General features: G+C 69.6%; 13 protein-coding genes. 7 read left to right on the top strand and 6 right to left on the bottom strand.

Features of this window, described 5'->3' with window-relative positions:
• Positions 1-204 precede the first annotated feature (204 nt).
• A complete protein-coding gene (gene thiC / locus ACZ5WE_RS11635) occupies positions 205-1986 on the top strand; it encodes a phosphomethylpyrimidine synthase ThiC (protein WP_467685498.1) in 1782 nt (593 codons plus the stop codon).
• Between the two features lie 90 nt (positions 1987-2076).
• Here the strand turns inward: thiC and ACZ5WE_RS11630 are convergent, their stop codons facing one another.
• The 3 genes from ACZ5WE_RS11630 to ACZ5WE_RS11620 form a co-directional block, all read right to left on the bottom strand.
• The gene (locus ACZ5WE_RS11630) at positions 2077-2952 is read right to left on the bottom strand and encodes a hypothetical protein (protein ID WP_467685496.1); all 876 of its coding nucleotides are present in this window, start codon (positions 2950-2952) and stop codon (positions 2077-2079) included.
• A gap of 181 nt (positions 2953-3133) precedes the next feature.
• Positions 3134-4234 carry a metallophosphoesterase gene (locus ACZ5WE_RS11625; protein ID WP_467686231.1) on the bottom strand — a complete coding sequence of 367 codons (1101 nt, stop codon included), beginning with the start codon at positions 4232-4234 and terminating at the stop codon, positions 3134-3136.
• Between the two features lie 258 nt (positions 4235-4492).
• Positions 4493-5614 (bottom strand): LacI family DNA-binding transcriptional regulator, encoded by a 1122-nt coding sequence (locus tag ACZ5WE_RS11620; protein WP_467685494.1) that lies wholly within the window; start codon positions 5612-5614, stop codon positions 4493-4495.
• A gap of 385 nt (positions 5615-5999) precedes the next feature.
• Between ACZ5WE_RS11620 and hisC the strand changes: the two genes are divergently transcribed.
• The 6 genes from hisC to ACZ5WE_RS11590 all read left to right on the top strand — a co-directional run bounded on the left by hisC (position 6000) and on the right by ACZ5WE_RS11590 (position 16511).
• A complete protein-coding gene (gene hisC / locus ACZ5WE_RS11615; protein WP_467685492.1) occupies positions 6000-7079 on the top strand; it encodes a histidinol-phosphate transaminase in 1080 nt (359 codons plus the stop codon).
• Positions 7080-7301: 222 nt separating this feature from the next.
• Positions 7302-8834, top strand: coding sequence for a cytochrome ubiquinol oxidase subunit I (locus ACZ5WE_RS11610; RefSeq protein ID WP_467685490.1), 1533 nt, complete (start codon positions 7302-7304; stop codon positions 8832-8834).
• A 14-nt stretch (positions 8835-8848) separates the two neighbouring features.
• Positions 8849-9853: a cytochrome d ubiquinol oxidase subunit II gene (gene cydB / locus ACZ5WE_RS11605; protein WP_467685488.1), complete on the top strand. Its 1005-nt coding sequence runs from the start codon at positions 8849-8851 to the stop codon at positions 9851-9853.
• A 72-nt stretch (positions 9854-9925) separates the two neighbouring features.
• Positions 9926-13483 carry a thiol reductant ABC exporter subunit CydD gene (gene cydD / locus ACZ5WE_RS11600; RefSeq protein ID WP_467685486.1) on the top strand — a complete coding sequence of 1186 codons (3558 nt, stop codon included), beginning with the start codon at positions 9926-9928 and terminating at the stop codon, positions 13481-13483.
• 75 nt (positions 13484-13558) lie between these two features.
• Positions 13559-15295: a GAF domain-containing sensor histidine kinase gene (locus tag ACZ5WE_RS11595; protein ID WP_467685484.1), complete on the top strand. Its 1737-nt coding sequence runs from the start codon at positions 13559-13561 to the stop codon at positions 15293-15295.
• 151 nt (positions 15296-15446) lie between these two features.
• On the top strand, positions 15447-16511 hold the full coding sequence (locus ACZ5WE_RS11590) for a murein hydrolase activator EnvC family protein (protein WP_467685482.1): 1065 nt from the start codon (positions 15447-15449) through the stop codon (positions 16509-16511).
• Positions 16512-16562: 51 nt separating this feature from the next.
• Here the strand turns inward: ACZ5WE_RS11590 and ACZ5WE_RS11585 are convergent, their stop codons facing one another.
• The 3 genes from ACZ5WE_RS11585 to ACZ5WE_RS11575 all read right to left on the bottom strand — a co-directional run bounded on the left by ACZ5WE_RS11585 (position 16563) and on the right by ACZ5WE_RS11575 (position 19614).
• Positions 16563-17450: a Cof-type HAD-IIB family hydrolase gene (locus ACZ5WE_RS11585; RefSeq protein WP_467685481.1), complete on the bottom strand. Its 888-nt coding sequence runs from the start codon at positions 17448-17450 to the stop codon at positions 16563-16565.
• Positions 17451-17511: 61 nt separating this feature from the next.
• On the bottom strand, positions 17512-18435 hold the full coding sequence (locus ACZ5WE_RS11580) for an LLM class flavin-dependent oxidoreductase (protein ID WP_467685479.1): 924 nt from the start codon (positions 18433-18435) through the stop codon (positions 17512-17514).
• A 267-nt stretch (positions 18436-18702) separates the two neighbouring features.
• Complete coding sequence (locus ACZ5WE_RS11575; protein WP_467686229.1) at positions 18703-19614, bottom strand: MerR family transcriptional regulator; 912 nt, start codon at positions 19612-19614, stop codon at positions 18703-18705.
• Positions 19615-19695: the final 81 nt, after the last annotated feature.

Here is a 19695-nt window from a genome sequence, read left to right as displayed (position 1 = left end):
AAGAACGGAGAGGGCCCTCTGTTCAGCGCGCCCGACATGACGCTAGCGTGGAGCCACCTTTGCAATCGCGGGAGCTCGGAGCACCGGGCTGAGAGGGCGCTGACCTCCGTACGAATCGGCACAAGAGTGCACGAACAGTACGGAATCCGCTGCGTCGACCGCCGAACCTGTTACCGGGTAATGCCGGCGTAGGGAGTAGGTCTCATGACCACAGCGGACGCACGCACGCCTGCCTCGACGCAGAACGAGAGCGACGAGGCCGGGAAGTCCATCGGCTGGCACAAGGCGTATGTCGAGGGTTCACGCCCCGATCTGCGGGTGCCGGTCCGACAGGTGCACCTCACCAACGGCAAGGCCGTGACCCTGTACGACACTTCGGGTCCTTACACCGACGAGTCCATCGACACCGACGTCCGCAGGGGCCTCGCGCCGCTCCGGGAGAACTGGATCATCGCCCGCGGCGACACCGAGGAGTACGTGGGCCGACCGCCCCGCCCCGAGGACGACGGCATCAAGCACACCTCGCCGCGCGGAGGCCTGAAGAACCTCGACGCGGTCTTCCCCGGCCGCCCGCGCCAGCCGCGCCGGGGTCGCGGCGGCCAGGCGGTGACGCAGCTCGCGTACGCCCGTCGTGGTGAGGTCACGCCCGAGATGGAGTTCATCGGGATCCGCGAGAACCTCGACCCCGAGGTCGTGCGCGCGGAGGTCGCCGCGGGCCGCGCGGTGATCCCCGCCAACGTCAACCACCCGGAGATCGAGCCGATGATCATCGGCAAGAAGTTCCTGGTGAAGGTCAACGCCAACATCGGCAACTCCGCGGTCACCTCCTCCATCGAGGAGGAGGTGGACAAGATGACCTGGGCGACCAAGTGGGGCGCCGACACGGTCATGGACCTGTCCACAGGACGCAACATCCACACCACCCGTGAGTGGGTCCTGCGCAACTCCCCCGTGCCCATCGGCACCGTGCCGCTCTACCAGGCCCTGGAGAAGGTCGACGGCCAGGCCGAGGCGCTGACCTGGGAGATCTACAAGGACACGGTCATCGAGCAGGCCGAGCAGGGCGTGGACTACATGACGGTGCACGCGGGCGTGCGCCTTCCGTACGTCCCGCTGACCGCCAACCGCAAGACCGGCATCGTCTCGCGCGGCGGCTCGATCATGGCGGCCTGGTGTCTCGCGCACCACAAGGAGAGCTTCCTCTACGAGAACTTCGAGGAGCTCTGCGAGATCCTCGCGTCGTACGACGTGACGTACTCGCTCGGTGACGGCCTGCGCCCCGGTTCGATCGCGGACGCCAACGACGAGGCGCAGTTCGCCGAGTTGCGCACCCTCGGGGAACTCAACACGATCGCCAAGCGTCACAACGTACAGACGATGATCGAGGGCCCGGGACACGTCCCGATGCACAAGATCAAGGAGAACATCGACCTTCAGCAGGAGATCTGCGAGGAGGCGCCGTTCTACACGCTGGGCCCGCTGACCACGGACATCGCACCCGCGTACGACCACATCACCTCCGGCATCGGCGCCGCGATGATCGGCTGGTGGGGCACGGCGATGCTCTGCTATGTCACGCCCAAGGAGCACCTGGGCCTGCCCAACCGCGACGACGTGAAGACCGGCGTCATCACGTACAAGATCGCGGCCCACGCGGCGGACCTCGCCAAGGGGCACCCGGGCGCGCAGGACTGGGACGACGCGCTCTCGGACGCCCGCTTCGAGTTCCGCTGGGAAGACCAGTTCAACCTGGCCCTCGACCCGGTCACGGCACGGGAGTTCCACGACGAGACCCTGCCGGCGGAGCCCGCGAAGACGGCGCACTTCTGCTCGATGTGCGGGCCGAAGTTCTGCAGCATGAAGATCTCGCACGACATCCGGCGTGAGCACGGCGGCACGCAGGAAGAGATCGCGGCGGGCATGGACCAGAAGTCCAAGGAGTTCGCGGCAGCAGGAAACCGCGTGTACCTGCCCATCGCCGACTGAGCAGCGACTGAGCAGCACTGAGCAGCACTGAGCAGTTGTACGCGCCGCGCTTCGGGCGGGCATCGCGCCCGCCCGAAGCAGCATCGCGTCCTACTCCGGCTTGTGATCGGGGCCGCCGAAGTCCGGGCTGGAGAAGTCCGGGCTCGAGTAGCTCGGGCGCGGTCCCGCCGCCGGGCCGCCGCCTGGGCTGCTGAACCCCGGCCTGTTGTAGCCGAGTTGGGGCATGCGGCTGCTCGGGTCCGCCGACGGTGCACGAGCCGCGTGCGCCGCCCCCGGATCCGCGAGCGCCTCCCGCAGGAACGGCAGGACGCCGCGCTCCATGAGTGCCTCGCCCCAGGCTTCCCTGGCGCGAACCACCTCCTCGTTCCGTTCTCCGTGCGAACCGGCCTGGAGCGACGTGGCGCCGTTGCGCAGGGCGGTCAGGAGCAGGCCGATCGCGGCGACCAGGATGCCCCCTGCGGTGAGCGCGCCGAACAGCCACCCCGCGGTGAGCAGGGTGTCCGCGAAGGCGGGCTCGGGGTTGAGCATCTTCAGGATGTAGCCGACGAGCAGGAAGATCGCGGCGGCCGCCCCGGCGAGGACCGGTGCGAGCACCGCGACGACGGCGATGGCCCCCGCCCCGGAAGCCTGGGTGGTGACCTCCCCCATCGTGGTGGCGAGACCGAGGCCGCCGGAGCCGGCTTCGGCCGGACCCTCGCTGCTCCGCTCCCGGATCGTTGGTGCGGCAGATCCGCTGTCGCGCAGTTCTTCGCGGACCTTCACATAGTGCGTGTACTCGGTCGTGGCAGCGGCAGTGATCAGCGCGGTGGCGTTCAGGGCCATCGTGCGCAGCTGCTCGGGATTGAGCCGTTCGCCCACTGCGGCGAGATCAGGACGATTCGGTGCCGTGCGCAGCGCCTCATCGAGGATCCGCTCGTACTCGGGGCGGTCCTCATTGAGCAGGTGTGGAGCGCTGTTCATGTGCATCCCCCGATGCTCCGTAGGGCTTGGGGCTCGCATGGCTACGAGCCGTCGGGCAGAAACGGAGGGGAGCCTGCTACGGATAAGCCGATGGTAGAGCCGTGACGGCACGCGGTGACAGGGGGTTTCCGGAAATAGGCCCCTTGGCCAGCGTGATCGTGTAGGGGTGCACCTGCCCAGTGAACGCTCAGTTATCCAGGGGCAGTTGGCAGACCAGCAGCTTTCCGGCCATGGTCACGCCGCCGTCCATGGCGATGGCCAGGCCGCCTGCGTAGATGTGCGGTCCCTCGATGACCGGACCGCCCCCGTCCGAGTCATCCTCGGAGCCGACGTCGCCGAGCAGATACGGGATGGGGCTGTGGCCATGCACGATGCGGTGGCCGCCGTACATGTCGAGGAGTTCGCGTACGGCGGAGGGGCCCGACTCGTCGCGGAAGGCGAAGCGCTTGGTGAACTTCCTGAAGAGGTCCCAGCACTCGTCGGCGTCGTTGCGCGTGAGGGTCTCGCGGACCGTGTCGTTCACGGCTTCGATCGAGTCGCCGTAATCCAGATAGGCGGTTGTGTCGGAGTGCATCAGGAGATGCCCGTCCTCCGCCTCGATCGCGTCGAGACGGGCCATCCACTGCAGATGGTGGTCCTCGAGGCGTTCCATGTCGGTCTTCTGGCCGCCGTTCAGGAGCCAGGCGGCCTGGAAGGTGGCCGTGCCGGCCCCCGAGTTGACCGGGGTGTCGCCGAACCGCTTCGCGCCGAGCAGGAGCAGCTCGTGGTTGCCCATCAGCGCCTTGCAGTAGCCGCCGGCGGCCGCGGCCTGCGCGGACAGGCGCATCACGAGGTCGATGACGCCGATGCCGTCCGGGCCGCGGTCGGTGAAGTCGCCGAGGAACCACAGGCGCGCGTTGCCCGCGGACCAGTCGCCATCGGCGTCGATGAGGCCCTGCTCCTGGAGCGCCGCGAGCAGCTCGTCCAGATAGCCGTGCACATCGCCCACCACGAACAGCGGGCCGTGTTCGTCGGACGCCGGCGCCTGCGGAGGCTCGGGCATGGCCTGCACCTCCACTTGCACGGTGTCGCCGCGGTTGATGACGGGCAGGTCGCGCTGGGTGGGGGTGTAACCGTCGTCCGCCACCCCTGGGGCCTCCACCGGGGCGCCCGGAACCGCCACGCCCGCCGGGTCCCCCTGGACCGGACCGGTCTCATGGACGTACGCCGGAACGCGGAAGTCGCGCAACGTCGCCGTCCGCACATCGGGTCCCTGACCGGCCCCCTGAGTCATCGACCCCTCCACCACCATTGCGCCGCATCTGCACCGAGATCGGACTGCCTGGTCGCAGCGGCCCGCGGTGTCGTCCGCCCATCATAGGAATGCGGCTCGCGCTGTGTGGTGCACCAGGGGTGGTGAATCAGTGCTGAACCCCAGTTCACCGAGGTTTTCTCCCGAATTGGGTAGGGGTTTCCCCCCACGCCACGGCCGGGATGCGCCAGGCAGTGCTGGTTGACGGCCGCTTGACGACCGGTCGACGGGGGTTCTCCCCGCCGACCGGCCTCCTCAACCGGTTCCGGGTGAGCGCGGTGGGCTGACCGTCGTACGCGGTGGACGTCGCTCGGACGAGGTGCGCACGATCAGCTCCGTCGGTATCACCTGCTCGACGGGCCGGCCCGAATCCAGGCCTTCGATGGCGTCGATGAGGAGCTGGACGACGGCCGTGCCGATGCGCCGGGGTTTGAGCGAGAGCGTGGTGATGGGCGGTTCGGTGGCGGCGTAGACCGTGGACTCGCTGCAGCACACGAGCAGCAGGTCGTCCGGGACGCGCAGTCCGTACCGGCGGGCGGCCGCGAGGAGATCGGTGCCGTTCGGGTCGAAGAGGCCGTAGACGGCGTCGGGCCGGTCGGGCCTCGCGAGCAGCCGGTCGGCCGCGACCGCGCCGGCACACGGGTCGTGGGCCGGGTAGGACTCGTACACCGGGTCCTGTCCGACGCGCTCGCACCAGCGCAGATAGGCGGTCGTGGACAGATGCGTGTACGTGTCCGTGGTGGTCCCGGTGAGCAGCCCGATCCGGCGGGCTCCAGCCGCCGCGAGGTGGTCGAGGATTTCGAGGACCGCCGCCTCGTGGTCGTTGTCGACCCAGGCGGTGACCGGGAGGGACCCGGCCGGACGACCGTCGGACACGACGGGTAGGCCCTGGCGCACGAGTTCGCTGACGACGGGGTCGTGGTCGGACGGATCGACGACGACGGTGCCGTCGAGCGCGACGTTCGACCACACGTCGACCGGGCTGCGCCGGGAGGTGGCGGGCAGGATGACTAGGGCGTAGCCGCGGGCCAGCGCGGCCGAGGTCGCGGCTCTGGCCATCTCCGCGAAGTACGCGAATTCGGTGAAGGTGAAAGGTTCATCCCCGTAGGTCGTCACGGTCAGGCCGATCAGGCCCGACTTGCCGGTACGGAGCGTTCGGGCCGCCGCGGAAGGGCGATAGCCCAGCCGTTCGGCGACCTCGCGGACATGGCGTCGGGTGGCGTCCGGGAGCCGGCCCTTGCCGTTTAGAGCATCGGAGACAGTCGTGATGGAGACACCGGCGGCGGCGGCGACGTCTCTGATGCCCGCTCGGCTCTGCCGGTTGCCCCGGCGGGCGGTCTCTGCTCGGCTCACCTGGTGGTTCCCTGCTGCTGTCATGGCGAGCCGATAGTAGGGCTCATGAGGGTGGGTAGTGCGGACGCATATTCACTCGTTGACAGGCACGTTTCTGCATGGTCGGAACGGGGCAACAGCCTTGGATTGCAAGGGAGTTGATGAGTTCTGGGGTGGACGGTCCCTTGTCGCCGCACACCGGCCTGCCAAATGAGCGATGTTTCGAAGAGGTCTCAACTCACCTTCACGGGTGATGCGCGCCACGGAGTGAGCCACCGGCGCGCGCTGGAGGGGGGAGCGCTCCCCCCTCGGTGCGCGCCCAGCGGAGCGGATACCTCTGACCCATTCGCAGCAGAGCTGAATCCTCATAAGGTGAGGAGTATTGAAGTCAGGGTGTTCAGGTGTTCAGGTGTTCAAGAGGAGGACTGCGGTGAGCGAGACGAGCCCGAGGCTGCGTGCCGAGCTGGAGGGTATCCCCACCTACAAGCCGGGGAAGCCCGCCGCGGCCGATGGCCCGGTGGCCTACAAGCTGTCCTCGAACGAGAACCCCTACCCGCCCCTGCCGGGCGTCATGGAGAGCGCGATCGCCGCCGCGGGCGCGTTCAACCGCTACCCCGACATGGCCTGCACGGGCCTGATGAGTGAACTCGCCGAGCGCTTCGGTGTGCCGGTGTCGCACGTGGCCACGGGCACCGGCTCCGTCGGCGTCGCGCAGCAGCTGATCCAGGCGACGTCGGGCCCGGGGGACGAGGTCATCTACGCCTGGCGGTCCTTCGAGGCGTACCCGATCATCGCGCAGGTGAGCGGGGCCACGTCGGTGAAGGTGCCGCTGACGCCGGGGGATGTCCACGACCTGGACGCGATGGCCGACGCCATCACCGACCGGACGCGGCTGATCTTCGTCTGCAACCCGAACAACCCGACCGGCACTGTGGTGCGCAGGGCCGAGCTCGAGCGGTTCCTCGACCGCGTGCCGAGCGATGTCCTTGTGGTGCTCGACGAGGCCTACCGCGAGTTCATCCGCGACGCCGAGGTGCCGGACGGCGTGGAGATCTACCGCGACCGTCCGAACGTCGCCGTACTGCGCACGTTCTCCAAGGCGTACGGCCTCGCGGGCCTCCGCGTCGGCTTCGCGATCGCCCACGAGCCGGTGGCCGCCGCGCTGCGCAAGACGGCGGTGCCCTTCGGGGTGAGCCAGCTCGCGCAGGACGCGGCGGTGGCCTCGCTGCGGGCCGAGGACGAGCTGATGGGCCGGGTCGGGTCGCTGGTCGGCGAGCGCACGCGGGTGGTCGAGACGCTGCGCGCGCAGGGCTGGACGGTGCCGGAGACGCAGGCGAACTTCGTCTGGCTGCGGCTCGGGGAGCGTACGACCGACTTCGCGGCGGCGTGCGAGAAGGCCGGCGTGGTCGTACGGCCGTTCGCGGGCGAGGGGATGCGGGCCACGATCGGGGAGACCGAGGCCAACGACATCTTCCTGCAGGCGGCGGCGGCGTTCCGCAAGGAGCTGTAGCCTCCGCGCGCTGTGAACGAGAAGGCCCCGGGGCGTTTGCTCCCCGGGGCCTTCTCGCGTTTCTCCGAGTAAGGGGGACCCCCCTTCCCGGGCCGACAAGCTGTACGTCATAATTGCTTGTGAATGTGAACGCGTTCACAAGCGTATCCCGGTTGCTCCCGAGATCAGCGGGATTAAAGGGGCAAACCGCCGATGTGAGCACGGCCGTAAGGAGAAGTCGACGTGGACCTGGCTCTGGCGCCCGAGACACTGGCGCGATGGCAGTTCGGCATCACCACCGTCTACCACTTCCTGTTCGTCCCTCTGACGATCTCGCTGGCCGCCCTCACGGCGATCCTGGAGACGGCTTGGGTCCGCACGGGCAAGGAGCACTACCTCAGGGCGACCAAGTTCTGGGGAAAGCTGTTCCTGATCAACATCGCGATGGGCGTCGTCACCGGCATCGTCCAGGAGTTCCAGTTCGGCATGAACTGGTCCGACTACTCGCGCTTCGTCGGTGACGTCTTCGGGGCGCCGCTCGCCTTCGAGGCGCTCATAGCCTTCTTCTTCGAGTCGACCTTCATCGGCTTGTGGATCTTCGGGTGGGACAAGCTCCCGAAGAGGCTGCACTGCGCCACGATCTGGATCGTCTCCGCCGGGACCATCGCGTCGGCGTACTTCATCATCGCCGCCAACGCCTTTATGCAGCACCCGGTGGGCTACAAGATCGTGGAGCGGGACGGCACCAAGCGCGCGGAGCTCACCGACTTCTCGAAGGTGCTCTTCCAGGAGACGACGCTGGTCAACTTCTTCCACGTCATCTCGGCGGCCGTCCTGGTCGGCGGTGCCTTCATGACCGGCATCGCGATCTTCCACCTGCGCAAGAAGCAGCACATCCGCACGATGCGGATGTCGATGCGGCTCGGCCTGGTCACCGCGTTCGTCGGCACCCTGCTCACCGTGGTCAGCGCCGACACCCTCGGCAAGGTCATGTACGAGCAGCAGCCGATGAAGATGTCGGCCGCCGAGGCCCTGTGGGAGTCGGAGAAGCCGGCGCCGTTCTCGCTCTTCGCGTACGGCGATGTCGCCGAGGGCCACAACAAGGTCGCCATCGAGGTCCCCGGAGTACTGTCCTTCCTCGCCAAGAACAACTTCAGCGCAGAGATCCCCGGCATCAACGACCTCAACAAGGAGGCGCAGGAGAAGTTCGGGCCCGGCGACTACCGGCCCAACATCCCCACCGCCTACTGGTCCTACCGCTGGATGATCGGCTTCGGCGGAGTCTCGATGGCCCTGTGCACCGCCGGGCTCTACCTCACGCGGAAGAAGTTCTGGCTCGCGCCGGAGCACCGCACGGGCGAGGACGACGTGCCGAAGCTCATGCTCACCAAGAACAGGGAGCTGACGCCGAAGCTCGGCAACTGGTGGTGGCGGCTCTCCCAGTGGACGCTGATCTTCCCCCTCATCGGCACCGCCTGGGGCTGGATCTTCACCGAGACCGGGCGACAGCCCTGGGTGGTCTACGGCGTCCTGAAGACCAGGGACGCGGTATCGCCGGGAGTCTCGCAGGGCGAGGTGATCACCTCGCTGGTCGTGTTCACCGCGATCTACGCGATCCTCGCCGTGATCGAGGTGAAGCTGCTGCTCAAGTACATCAAGGCGGGCCCGCCCGAGCTCACCGAGGCCGACCTCAACCCACCCACCAAGATCGGCGGTCCCGGCTCAGGATCGGGTTCCGATGACGATGCCGACCGGCCCATGGCCTTCTCGTACTGAGGGAGTTGATCGACATGGAACTTCACGACGTCTGGTTCGTGCTGATCGCAGTCCTGTGGATCGGCTACTTCTTCCTGGAGGGCTTCGACTTCGGGATCGGTGTCCTCACCAAGCTGCTCGCCCGTGACCGGACCGAGAAGCGGGTGCTCATCAACACCATCGGTCCCGTCTGGGACGGCAACGAGGTGTGGCTGCTCACGGCGGGCGGCGCGACCTTCGCCGCCTTCCCCGAGTGGTACGCCACGCTCTTCTCCGGCTTCTACCTTCCGCTCCTGATCATCCTGCTCTGCCTGATCGTGCGCGGTGTCGCCTTCGAGTACCGGGCGAAGCGACCCGAGGAGAAGTGGCAGCGCAACTGGGAGCAGGCCATCTTCTGGACGTCGCTGATCCCGGCGGTGATGTGGGGCGTGGCCTTCGCCAACATCACGCGTGGCGTGAAGATCGACGCCCACAAGGAGTACGTGGGCACCTTCTGGGACCTGCTGAACCCGTACTCGATCCTGGGTGGCCTGGTCACGCTGACGCTCTTCACCTTCCACGGCGCGGTCTTCGCCTCGCTCAAGACGGTGGGGGACATCCGGGTGCGGGCGCGGAAGCTGGCGCTCGGGCTCGGGCTTGTGACCGCTGTGCTCGCGCTCGGGTTCATGATCTGGACGCAGGCGGACCACGGCGACGGCAAGAGCCTGGTCGCGATGGGCGTGGCCGTGGTCGCGCTGGTCGGTGCCATCGGCGCGATCAAGATGGGACGCGAGGGCTGGTCGTTCGCACTGTCGGGCATCACGATCGCGGCCGCCGTCGCGATGCTCTTCCTGACGCTCTTCCCGAACGTCATGCCGTCGTCGCTGAACGACGAGTGGAACCTCACGGTCACCAACGCCTCGTCGAGTCCCTACACCCTGAAGATCATGACCTGGTGTGCGGGCATCGCGACGCCGATCGTGCTGCTCTACCAGTCGTGGACCTACTGGGTGTTCCGCAAGCGGATCGGGACGCAGCACATCGCGGATGCGGCGCACTGAGTTCTTCGCCCGCTGACCTCTTCGGCTGCTGATTTCCCCCGTTCCTCGGTTTCTTCGGAGGGTGTGTTTCACGTGAAACCGATCGACCCGCGTCTGCTCCGGTACGCCCGTGCCACCCGGTTCTTCCTGGCCGCGGTGGTGGTCCTCGGCGTCGCCGGGGCGGGCCTTGTCGTCGCCCAGGCGATGCTCATCGCCGAGATCGTGGTCGGGGCCTTCCAGAAGGGGCTCGCCCTCGGCGACCTGGGGACGCCGCTCGTCCTGCTCGCGGTGGTCGCGGCGGGGCGTGCCCTTGTCGCCTGGCTGACCGAGCTCGCCGCCCACCGGGCGAGCGCGGCGGTGAAGTCGGAGCTGCGGGGGCGGCTGCTCGACCGTGCGGGGCAGTTGGGTCCCGGCTGGCTGAGCGGGCAGCGGACGGGGTCACTGGTCTCGCTGGCCACGCGGGGCGTGGACGCGCTCGACGACTACTTCTCGCGCTATCTGCCGCAGTTGGGGCTCGCGGTGGTGGTCCCGGTGGCGGTGCTCGCGAGGATCGTCACCGAGGACTGGGTGTCGGCGGCGATCATCGTCGTGACGCTGCCGTTGATCCCGATCTTCATGATCTTGATCGGCATGGCGACTCAGAACCGGATGGACCGTCAGTGGCGGCTCCTCTCCCGCCTGTCGGGGCACTTCCTGGACGTGGTGGCGGGGCTGCCGACCCTGAAGGTGTTCGGGCGCGCGAAGGCGCAGGCCGAGTCGATCCGGCAGATCACGGGCGAGTACCGGCAGGCGACGATGCGTACGCTGCGCATCGCCTTCCTGTCGTCGTTCGCGCTCGAACTCCTCGCGACGCTGTCCGTGGCCCTTGTCGCGGTGACGATCGGGATGCGGCTCGTCCACGGCGACATGGATCTGTACGTGGGTCTGGTGATCCTGATCCTCGCGCCCGAGGCCTATCTGCCGCTGCGCCAGGTCGGTGCGCAGTACCACGCGGCGGCGGAGGGGCTCTCGGCCGCCGAGGAGATCTTCGAGGTCCTGGAGGCTCCGGTGCGGGTCGCCGGGGAGGGGGCGGCCCCTTCGGGGGCGTTGAGCGTGGAGGGCGTGACGGTCCGGTATCCGGGGCGGTCGTCGGACGCGGTCTCCGGGGTGTCGTTCGCGGTGAAGGCCGGCGAGACCGTGGCTCTGGTCGGGCCCAGCGGCGTGGGCAAGTCGACGCTGCTCGATGTGATTCTCGGGTTCGTCGAGCCTGCCGAGGGGCGGGTGTGCGTCGGAGGCGTCGACCTGGCCGAGGTCGCGCCGGAGCTGTGGCGGGAGCGGATCGCCTGGGTCCCGCAGCGGCCGCACTTGTACGCCGGGTCCATCGCGGAGAACGTACGCCTTGCGCGGCCGGACGCGGACGATGCTTCCGTGCGGGGCGCGTTGGAGGCGGCGGGGGCCTGGGAGTTCGTTTCCGCGCTTCCGGGTGGTGTGCAGACGCTGCTCGGGGAGGACGGGGCGGGGCTTTCGGCCGGGCAGCGGCAGCGGCTCGCTCTGGCGCGGGCGTTCCTGGCCGACCGGCCTGTGGTCCTCCTTGACGAGCCGACCGCGGCTCTGGACGGGGAAACCGAGGAAGGGGTCGTCGAGGCGGTTCGGCGGCTGGCTGTGGGGCGGACCGTGCTGTTGGTGGTGCACCGGCCGGCGTTGCTGGGGGTCGCGGATCGCGTCGTACGGCTGGATGCCCATGTTCATGAGGGCCAGCTTCGTGGGCATGGCGCAAAGGTGCCGGGGCCCGCGGGGACGCTGGTGCGTGGTGCCGCTGCCGATGACTTTCGCGATGGGCCGATCGTGCCGGGTGGCCGCGCGGCGGGTGGCGGTGTGCCGGGTGGCCGCGTGGCGGGGGACGAGCCGCCCGGCCCGAAGGGTGATGTGCTGGCCCGAGTGCGGGGTGCGGCGCAGGCGCGTAAGGGCAAGCTCGCGCTCGCCCTGCTCCTCGGCGCCCTCGCGATCGGCAGCTCAGTAGGGCTGATGGCGACCTCGGGGTGGCTGATCAGCCGGGCGTCCGAGCAGCCGCCGGTGATGTATCTGATGATCGCTGTGACGGCGACCCGCGCCTTCGGCATGGGCCGTGCCGTCTTCCGCTACGCGGAGCGCCTCGTCTCGCACGACGCCGTCCTGCGCATGCTGGCCGACACCCGCGTGGCCGTCTACCGCCGCCTTGAGCGTCTCGCCCCGGCCGGGCTCGGCAAGACCCGACGCGGCGACCTCCTCTCCCGTCTGGTCACCGACGTGGACGCCCTGCAGGACTACTGGCTGCGCTGGCTCCTGCCCGCGTCGGCCGCCGCTGTCGTGGGCGCCGGAGCTGTCGGCTTCACCGCCTGGCTGCTGCCCGAGGCAGGCGCGGTCCTCGCCGTGGGCCTGCTCATCGCCGGAGTGGGCGTACCGCTGCTCTCCGGAGCTTTCGCCCGCCGGGCGGAGCGCAAGCTGGCCCCCGCGCGCGGGGTGCTGGCCACCCGCGTGGCCGACCTGCTCACCGGCACCGCGGAGTTGACGGTCGCGGGCGCGCTGACCCGGCGTACGGCCAAGGCGAAGGAAGCCGATGCCGAGCTGACCCGGATCGCGTCCAGGACGGCCACGGCCACCGCGCTGGGTGACGGGCTCGGTGCGCTCACCTCCGGTCTCACCGTGGCCGCCGCCGCTCTGGTCGGCGTCCAGGCGCTGCATGACGGCCGGCTCAGCGGCGTCGCGCTCGCCGTCGTCGTCCTCACCCCGCTCGCCGCCTTCGAGGCGGTTCTCGGCCTGCCGCTCGCCGTGCAGTACCGCCAGCGGGTCAGGAAGAGCGCCGAGCGGGTCTACGAGGTCCTCGACGCTCCCGAGCCCGTACCCGAGCCGGCTGTCCCCGCTCAGCGTCCGCAGACGCCCTTCCCGCTCCGTGTCGAGGGGCTACACGCCCGGTACGAGGGGCAGGGCCGGGACGCGCTCGCGGGCGTCGACCTGACCCTGGAGCGCGGACGGCGCATCGCCGTGGTCGGGGCCTCGGGGTCGGGCAAGACGACGCTCGCCCAGGTACTGCTGCGCTTCCTTGGGGCGAGCGAGGGGACGTTCAGCCTGGGCGGCACGGACGCGGCCACCCTCGACGGCGACACGGTGCGCGAACTCGTCGGGCTCTGCGCGCAGGACGCGCACATCTTCGACAGCTCCGTACGCGAGAACCTGCTCATCGCGCGCAAGGGCGCCAGTGACGACGAGCTGCGCGGCGCCCTCGCGCGGGCCCGGCTGCGGGAGTGGACCGACTCGCTCCCCGAAGGGCTCGACACCCTGGTCGGCGAGCACGGGGCCCGTCTCTCCGGAGGCCAGCGGCAGCGCATCGCCCTGGCCCGCGCGCTGCTCGCCGACTTCCCCGTCCTCGTCCTGGACGAGCCGGCCGAGCATCTCGATCTGCCGACAGCGGACGCGCTCACCGACGACCTCCTCGCCGCCACCGAAGGCCGTACGACGGTCCTCATCACGCACCGGCTCGCCGGGCTCGACGCGGTCGACGAGGTCATCGTCCTGGACGCGGGGCGGGTGGTGCAGCGCGGTACGTACGCGGATCTCGTCCTGGTGGACGGGCCGCTGCGGCGCATGGGGGAACGGGAGCGGGCGGCGGACCTGCTGGTGACGGCTGCCGGGTAGGCGTTCGGGGCCCAGCGGCAGTCGGCTCAGGGCCCCGACTTTCCTCGCCAAATAGGACTAACTACTCTCAAAGGCATGTCAGCCCCCTCGGCCTCCGCCGGCTCTCCGCAACCCGATGGCACATCGGACCCCATTGAGGCGGCGAAGCAGGCGACCCGCAGCCTGCACGGGCTCTCCCCCGAGCTGACCGCGCGCGTGCCGCAGCTCCTCGAGGCGATGCGCTCCGTCGGCGCCGGGCTCGAACTGCACACCACGCTCGACCGCATCTGCGAGACGGCGGCCGAGCTCGCGGACGCCCACTACGCGGCGATCGGGGTCGTCTCCGAGGACGGCAAAGGGCTATCCGACTTCGTCTTCACCGGCATCGGAGAGGAGACCGCCAAGCGGATCGGGCGCCTGCCCGACGGGCACAAGGGGCTGCTCGGCGCTCTCATCCACCAGCCGGAGACCCTGCGTCTCGCGGACCTCTCGGCCGACCCGCGCTCGTGCGGCTTTCCGGCCCACCATCCGCCGATGCGGACCTTCCTCGGCGTCCCTATCCGTGTCCAGGGCGAGATCTTCGGCAACCTCTACCTGACCGAGAAGCGGGGCGGCGCCGATTTCAACGAGTACGACGTGCACATGGTTCGCGTGCTCGCGACGGAGGCGGGCATCGCCATCGGCAACGCCCGTCTCTACGAAGCCGCCATGCAGCGCGAGCGCTGGATCGACGGCTCCGTGGCGGTCACCACGGCGCTGCTTTCGGGGAGCGACGCGGAGGAGTCGCTCGCCGTCGTCGCCGAACAGGCCCGCCATCTCGCCGACTCGGCCGCCGGGATCGTGCTCCTGCCCGACGAGGAGGGCGGCATGGAGATCGTCGCCGTCTCCTCGGACGAACCCTCCGGAATGCTCGGCGTGATCGTCCCCCCGGAGAGCCGGATCATCACCGATCTGCTCGCCGGGGACTCCGTGTTCCTCGACGACGCGGCCAACGACCCGCGCGTCATGACCGACCTCGCCCGCGGCTACGGCCCCGTCATGATGCTGCCGCTGCAGAGCGACGGCCGCGTCATGGGGACGCTCGTGACGCCACGCGCGCGTGGCGCACGGCCCTTCAGCGAGACCGAGCGGACCCTCGCCACCCAGTTCGCCTCGCAGGCCGCGCTCGCGCTGATGATGGCCGAGGCGCAGCGCGACCGTGAACGGCTCGCGGTGTACGAGGACCGGGACCGGATCGCACGGGACCTGCACGACCTCGTGATCCAGCGCCTGTTCGCCACCGGGATGATGCTGGAGAGCGCCCAGCGCAGGTCCGTCGTGCCCGAAGTGCAGACGGGCGTGGGCAAGGCCGTCGACGAGCTGGACGTGACGATCCAGGAGATCCGGACGGCGATCTTCGCCTTGCAGCAGGGCCCGGCCGAGGCTCCTTCCGGGCTGCGTACGCGGGTCCTTCGCGAGGTGAACATGGCAGCGGTGCCCCTCGGATTCAAGCCCTCGCACCACTTCGTGGGACCCGTCGACACCTTGGTCGGTGAGCTCAGCGGCAAGAACCTCATCGCGGCCCTGCGCGAGGCGCTGTCCAACGCGTTCCGGCACGCGCGGGCCGACCGCATCGACGTCGTCGTCGACGCGACGGTGACCCTGCCCGACGGGCAGCAGGGCGTACGCCTGACGGTTTCGGACGACGGGGTCGGCATCGCGGAGGGCGGCCGGCGCAGCGGCCTGAAGAACCTCAAGAGGCGTGCGGAGTCGCTCGGCGGGGACAGTTGGTACGGGCCGGGCATCGGCGAGGACGGCGGCGGTACGACGGTGGTGTGGCAGGCGCCGTACTAGCGCCTTGCGTTCTGGCCCGCCTGGGTACTGGTCGGCATGCCGACAGGGGCCCTGTTCGGCCGTACGGAAGGGGGCTGTTCGGGGCACCGGCTGCCCCGGGTGTACGAGTTGGGCAGGACCCGGTGACGGCGGCAGGGCAACGATCCCTGACATGCGCTTGAGCCATCGCGGCACCCACCACCCGCTCGTCGTTGTGACGGTACTGCTGTGCGCACTCCTGTGCCCCACGCCCGCCGATGCCTCCGATGGGCCGGATGACGGGCCGGATGACGGGCCGAGCGTGAGTGCCGAAGTGGCACGCCTCTACGAGGAGGCTTCCGCGGCGACCGCGCGCTACGAAGAGGGGCAGCTCGCCGCGGAGGTGCAGCGCGCGAAGGTCCGGAAACTGGACCGACTCCTGACGAAGAAGCGGCACGCGGTCGACGTGCTGCACGCGGACCTCGGCCGGATGGCCCGCGCCCAGTACCGCAGCGGCGGTGGCCTCTCCCAGACCGCCCAACTCCTGCTCGCCGACGGCCCCGAAGACCTGATGCGTGGTCAGCGGCTGCTGCGGCAGGCGGATCTCGCCGTCACCCACACCGTCAGCAAGACCCAGCGTGCCGCCGCCGGGCTCGCCGGCCTCAAGCGCACCGCCGACCGCGCCAAACGCACCCTCGACCGCCGCGGCGACCACCTCGCGGAGCTGAAGCACGGGATCGAGAGCAAGCTGGAATCGGCGCAGTGGACCCTGCAGAGCGAGGCCGACCGGTCGGTCGCCGCCGGACAGTGCAGAGGCGCCGTACGCCTGGATCAGCCGGAAACGGACTCCACGCGCGCGTGGACGACGCCCGTGGAGACGTACGAGCTGTCGGCGGGCTTCGACAGCGCCGGTGGGCGCTGGTCGCACCGGCACACCGGGCAGGACTTCGCGGTCGGTATCGGGGCTCCGGTGCGCTCGGTGGGCGCGGGCCGGGTGGTGTCCGTGTCGTGCGGTGGCGCGTTCGGCATCGAGGTCGTGGTGGAGCACGAGGGCGGCTACTACACGCAGTACGCGCACCTGGCCGCCGTCACCGTCGACCAGGGGGAACGGGTGGACCCCGGGCAGTGGGTCGGGCAGGCGGGCACCACCGGCAACTCGACGGGGCCGCACCTGCACTTCGAGGTGCGGCTCACGCCGCATCTGGGGTCCGGCGTGGACCCCGCCGAGTGGTTGGACGAGCGGGGAGTGGGGCTCTGATGCTCGGCTCTGACCATCGGCTGCTGACCCGTTTGCGCGAGACAGGTCCTGCTACTGCTCCTGTTGCTCGCTCAGGATCCGCTCGATGACGACCGCGACGCCGTCCTCGTTGTTGGCGACCGTGCGCCCCGAAGCGGCGGCGAGCACGTCCGGGTGCGCGTTGCCCATCGCGTACGACGTGCCCGCCCAGGTGAGCATCTCGATGTCGTTCGGCATGTCCCCGAAGGCGACGACCTCCGCCGGCGTGATGCCGCGCTCGGCGCAGCACAGCTCCAGGGTGCTGGCCTTGGAGACTCCAGGGCCGCTGATCTCGAGCAGGGCGCTCGGGCTCGAGCGGGTGATCTCGACCTGGCCGCGCACGGCCGCGCGGGCCACGACGAGGAAGTCGTCGGGCGCGATCTCGGGGTGGAAGGCGAGGACCTTCAGGATGGGCTGGGTCGCGTTCTCGGAGTCCTCGGCGAGGAGCTTCTCCGCCGGGGCGACGCTCTCGCCGGGCTCCAGGTGCAGGGGCGGGTATGTCGGTTCGTGGTGCAGCCCGCCGGTCCGCTCGACCGCGAAGGACGTGCCGGGGGCCGCCGCGCGCAGCAGCCGGACGACATCGAGCGCGTCCTCGCTCCGCAGCTCCCGTACCTTCACGAAGCGATGGCCGCCCGATCCGTCGTGCAGGTCGACCACGGCGGCGCCGTTGCCGCAGATGGCGAGGCCGTGGCCGTGCACGTGGGCGCTGACGACGTCCATCCAGCGGGCCGGGCGGCCGGTCACGAAGAAGACCTCGATCCCGGCCCGCTCGGCGGCGGCGAGCGCGGCGACGGTGCGGTCGGAGACGGACTTGTCGTCACGCAGAAGGGTGCCGTCCAGGTCCGTGGCGATCAGCCGGGCCTTGGTCCGGTGGGGGGCGGATGCGGCCGGGGTCCTGGGCCGTGGGGTAGCTGAGGTCACGCCATCGATTGTCCCGCACATGAGCGCACGGGCGTGCGCTGGGGCGCACATCTGAGTGCCTTTATGCCCCTGCTGTGCTGCCTCCCAGCTGGACCAGGGCCTCCGTGGCGATGCGTTCGAAGACCTTCTCATCGGCCGCGAAACCCGTTCCCGGCAGCGGCCAGTGCAGCACGATCTCGTTGAAGCCCAGCTCAGCGTGGTTGCCGGCGAAGTCGACGAAGGCGTCGAAGGAGTCCAAGGGGCGGTCCGGGGTGAACCCGGTGAGCAGGATCTTGTCGAGCTCGGCGACGTCCCGGCCGATGGCGTCACACGCCGTGGCCAGCTTCTCGGCCTGTCCGCGGATGGCTTGAAGTGACTGCTCCGGGGTGCCGTTCTCGAAGAGCTTCGGGTCGCCCGTGGTCACCCACGCCTGCCCGTGGCGCGCGGCGAGCTTCAGGCCGCGCGGCCCGGTGGCGGCGACCGCGAAGGGCAGCCGGGGGCGCTGGACACAGCCCGGGATGTTCCGCACCTCGGATGCCGAGTAGTACTGGCCCTCGTACGACACGACGTCCTCGCTGAGAAGACGGTCGAGCAGAGGCAGGAACTCGCCGAAGTGATCGGCCCGTTCGCGCGGAGTCCAGGGCTCCTCGCCGGCCTTGAGCAGCGCCGTGGCGTCGAAGCCGTTGCCGCCCGCGCCGATGCCCAGAGTGATCCGGCCGTCGGACACGTCGTCCAGCGTGATCAGGTCCTTGGCGAGGGTCACAGGGTGCCGGAAGTTCGGCGAGGTGACCAGAGTGCCAAGGCGCAGCCGGTCGGTGGCGGCCGCGGCGGCGGTCAGGGTGGGCACCGCGCCGAACCAGGGGCCGTCCCGGAAGGTCCGCCAGGAGAGGTGGTCATAGGTGTACGCGGTGTGGAAACCCAGTTCCTCGGCCCGCTGCCAGCGCTCCTTGCCGCCTTCGTGCCAGCGGCGGACGGGCAGGATCACGGTGCTCAGACGCAAACTCATGTATCAGAGCGTATGCCCCGTGGGCCCGTCGGAATTTCACCGGAACCCGCTGCTCAGTCAGCGCGACGAGGGCGCCGCAGCCGCCACCGAGTCGTCGGAGGGGGCTTCTCTATTCATCCATTCAGCCTCGCGCCGAAGCGTTCTTCCGGCACTTGATTTCCGTCCACCGACTTTTCATCCACGACTTTTCGTCCACAGGTTTGATCCACAGCCAAGTCCAGTTATCCACAGGGGAATTGGCGATTCTGTGGACAACAAGCGGAAGGTTTAGGCTTTTTGGCCAACAGTCCCCTCCTTAGGGTGACTTGCCGCAAGTGAGTCCAATGTCCGGGCTTGAACCTCCCGTTCGGTGGCGGCGGTGACGAAGGCGGCGGCGTGTTCGCGTCCAACAAGCCCTTCCACGGCCCGCATCGTCGCCGCCGGAAGCGGCACGGAAGGCGGTTCGTCCGTACGTTGGGCCGGCTGTCCCGACGCGAGGTGCTGCTGAAGGTGCCGGGTGGCGAACAGCCGCATGGCCCGGGCCAGTTCGGCGTCGACGGACTGCTGGGCGAGCGGCCTCAGACGCCGGACGAGAGTGGCCGCTTCCGCAGCATCGGCCTCGCTCGGCGGGTGCTGGCCGAGATAGCGAGCAAAGACATGCTCGGTCGTGAACTCCAGGAAACGGGACGCTATGTGCTCGACCTGCCCCCTCAACTCCCGCAGATGGCCGGCGATTGCAGACAGCGGAACTCCGGCCGCATGCAACTCCACCGCCACAGAGAGCTCTTGAGGGCTCGGCACCAGGAATTCGTCGTCCCGCCCGGGCATGGGTTCGAGCACACCGAGCGCGATCGCATCGGCCACCGCTGCCTCGTCGGGCTCGCCACCGAACGCCGCGTCCAGCTCCGCCCGGGTCATCCGATCGGCCTTCTCGTCCGTCCACGGGCCGCCGACCTCGGCGGCGAGGCCCAGCACGCCGCCGAGCCCCCGGCCCGCGTCCCAGGCTTCGAGCAGCTCCTTGATCGAGGCCAGGGTGTAGCCCCTGTCGAGCAGATCGGCTATCTGCCTCAACCGGGCCAGATGCGCGTCGCCGTACACATTGGCCCGGCCGCGCCGCTCGGGCCGGGGCAGCAGACCGCGGTCCTGGTAGGCGCGGATCGTGCGGACCGTAGCGCCGCTGTGATGCGCGAGATCCTCGATGCGGTACTCCGCCGGCCTGTGCTCGGCGGCGTGGTGATCCGCCTGCCCCCGTCCGGCGCCGTGGTGATCCACCGGACCCAG

The organism is Streptomyces sp. NPDC033180, from assembly GCF_055577645.1.
Note: the sequence above shows the minus strand (reverse complement) of the source record. Positions and strands in the feature narration are given on the sequence as shown.

What these genes read in the sequence shown, in the direction of transcription:
- cydB (WP_467685488.1), top strand. Translation starts at nt 8,849, where the DNA reads ATGGAACTTCACGACGTCTGGTTCGTGCTGATCGCAGTCCTGTGGATC.
- ACZ5WE_RS11590 (WP_467685482.1), top strand. Translation starts at nt 15,447, where the DNA reads ATGCGCTTGAGCCATCGCGGCACCCACCACCCGCTCGTCGTTGTGACG.
- ACZ5WE_RS11580 (WP_467685479.1), bottom strand. Translation starts at nt 18,435, where the DNA reads ATGAGTTTGCGTCTGAGCACCGTGATCCTGCCCGTCCGCCGCTGGCAC.
- thiC (WP_467685498.1), top strand. Translation starts at nt 205, where the DNA reads ATGACCACAGCGGACGCACGCACGCCTGCCTCGACGCAGAACGAGAGC.
- ACZ5WE_RS11595 (WP_467685484.1), top strand. Translation starts at nt 13,559, where the DNA reads ATGTCAGCCCCCTCGGCCTCCGCCGGCTCTCCGCAACCCGATGGCACA.
- ACZ5WE_RS11630 (WP_467685496.1), bottom strand. Translation starts at nt 2,952, where the DNA reads ATGCACATGAACAGCGCTCCACACCTGCTCAATGAGGACCGCCCCGAG.
- ACZ5WE_RS11620 (WP_467685494.1), bottom strand. Translation starts at nt 5,614, where the DNA reads ATGACAGCAGCAGGGAACCACCAGGTGAGCCGAGCAGAGACCGCCCGC.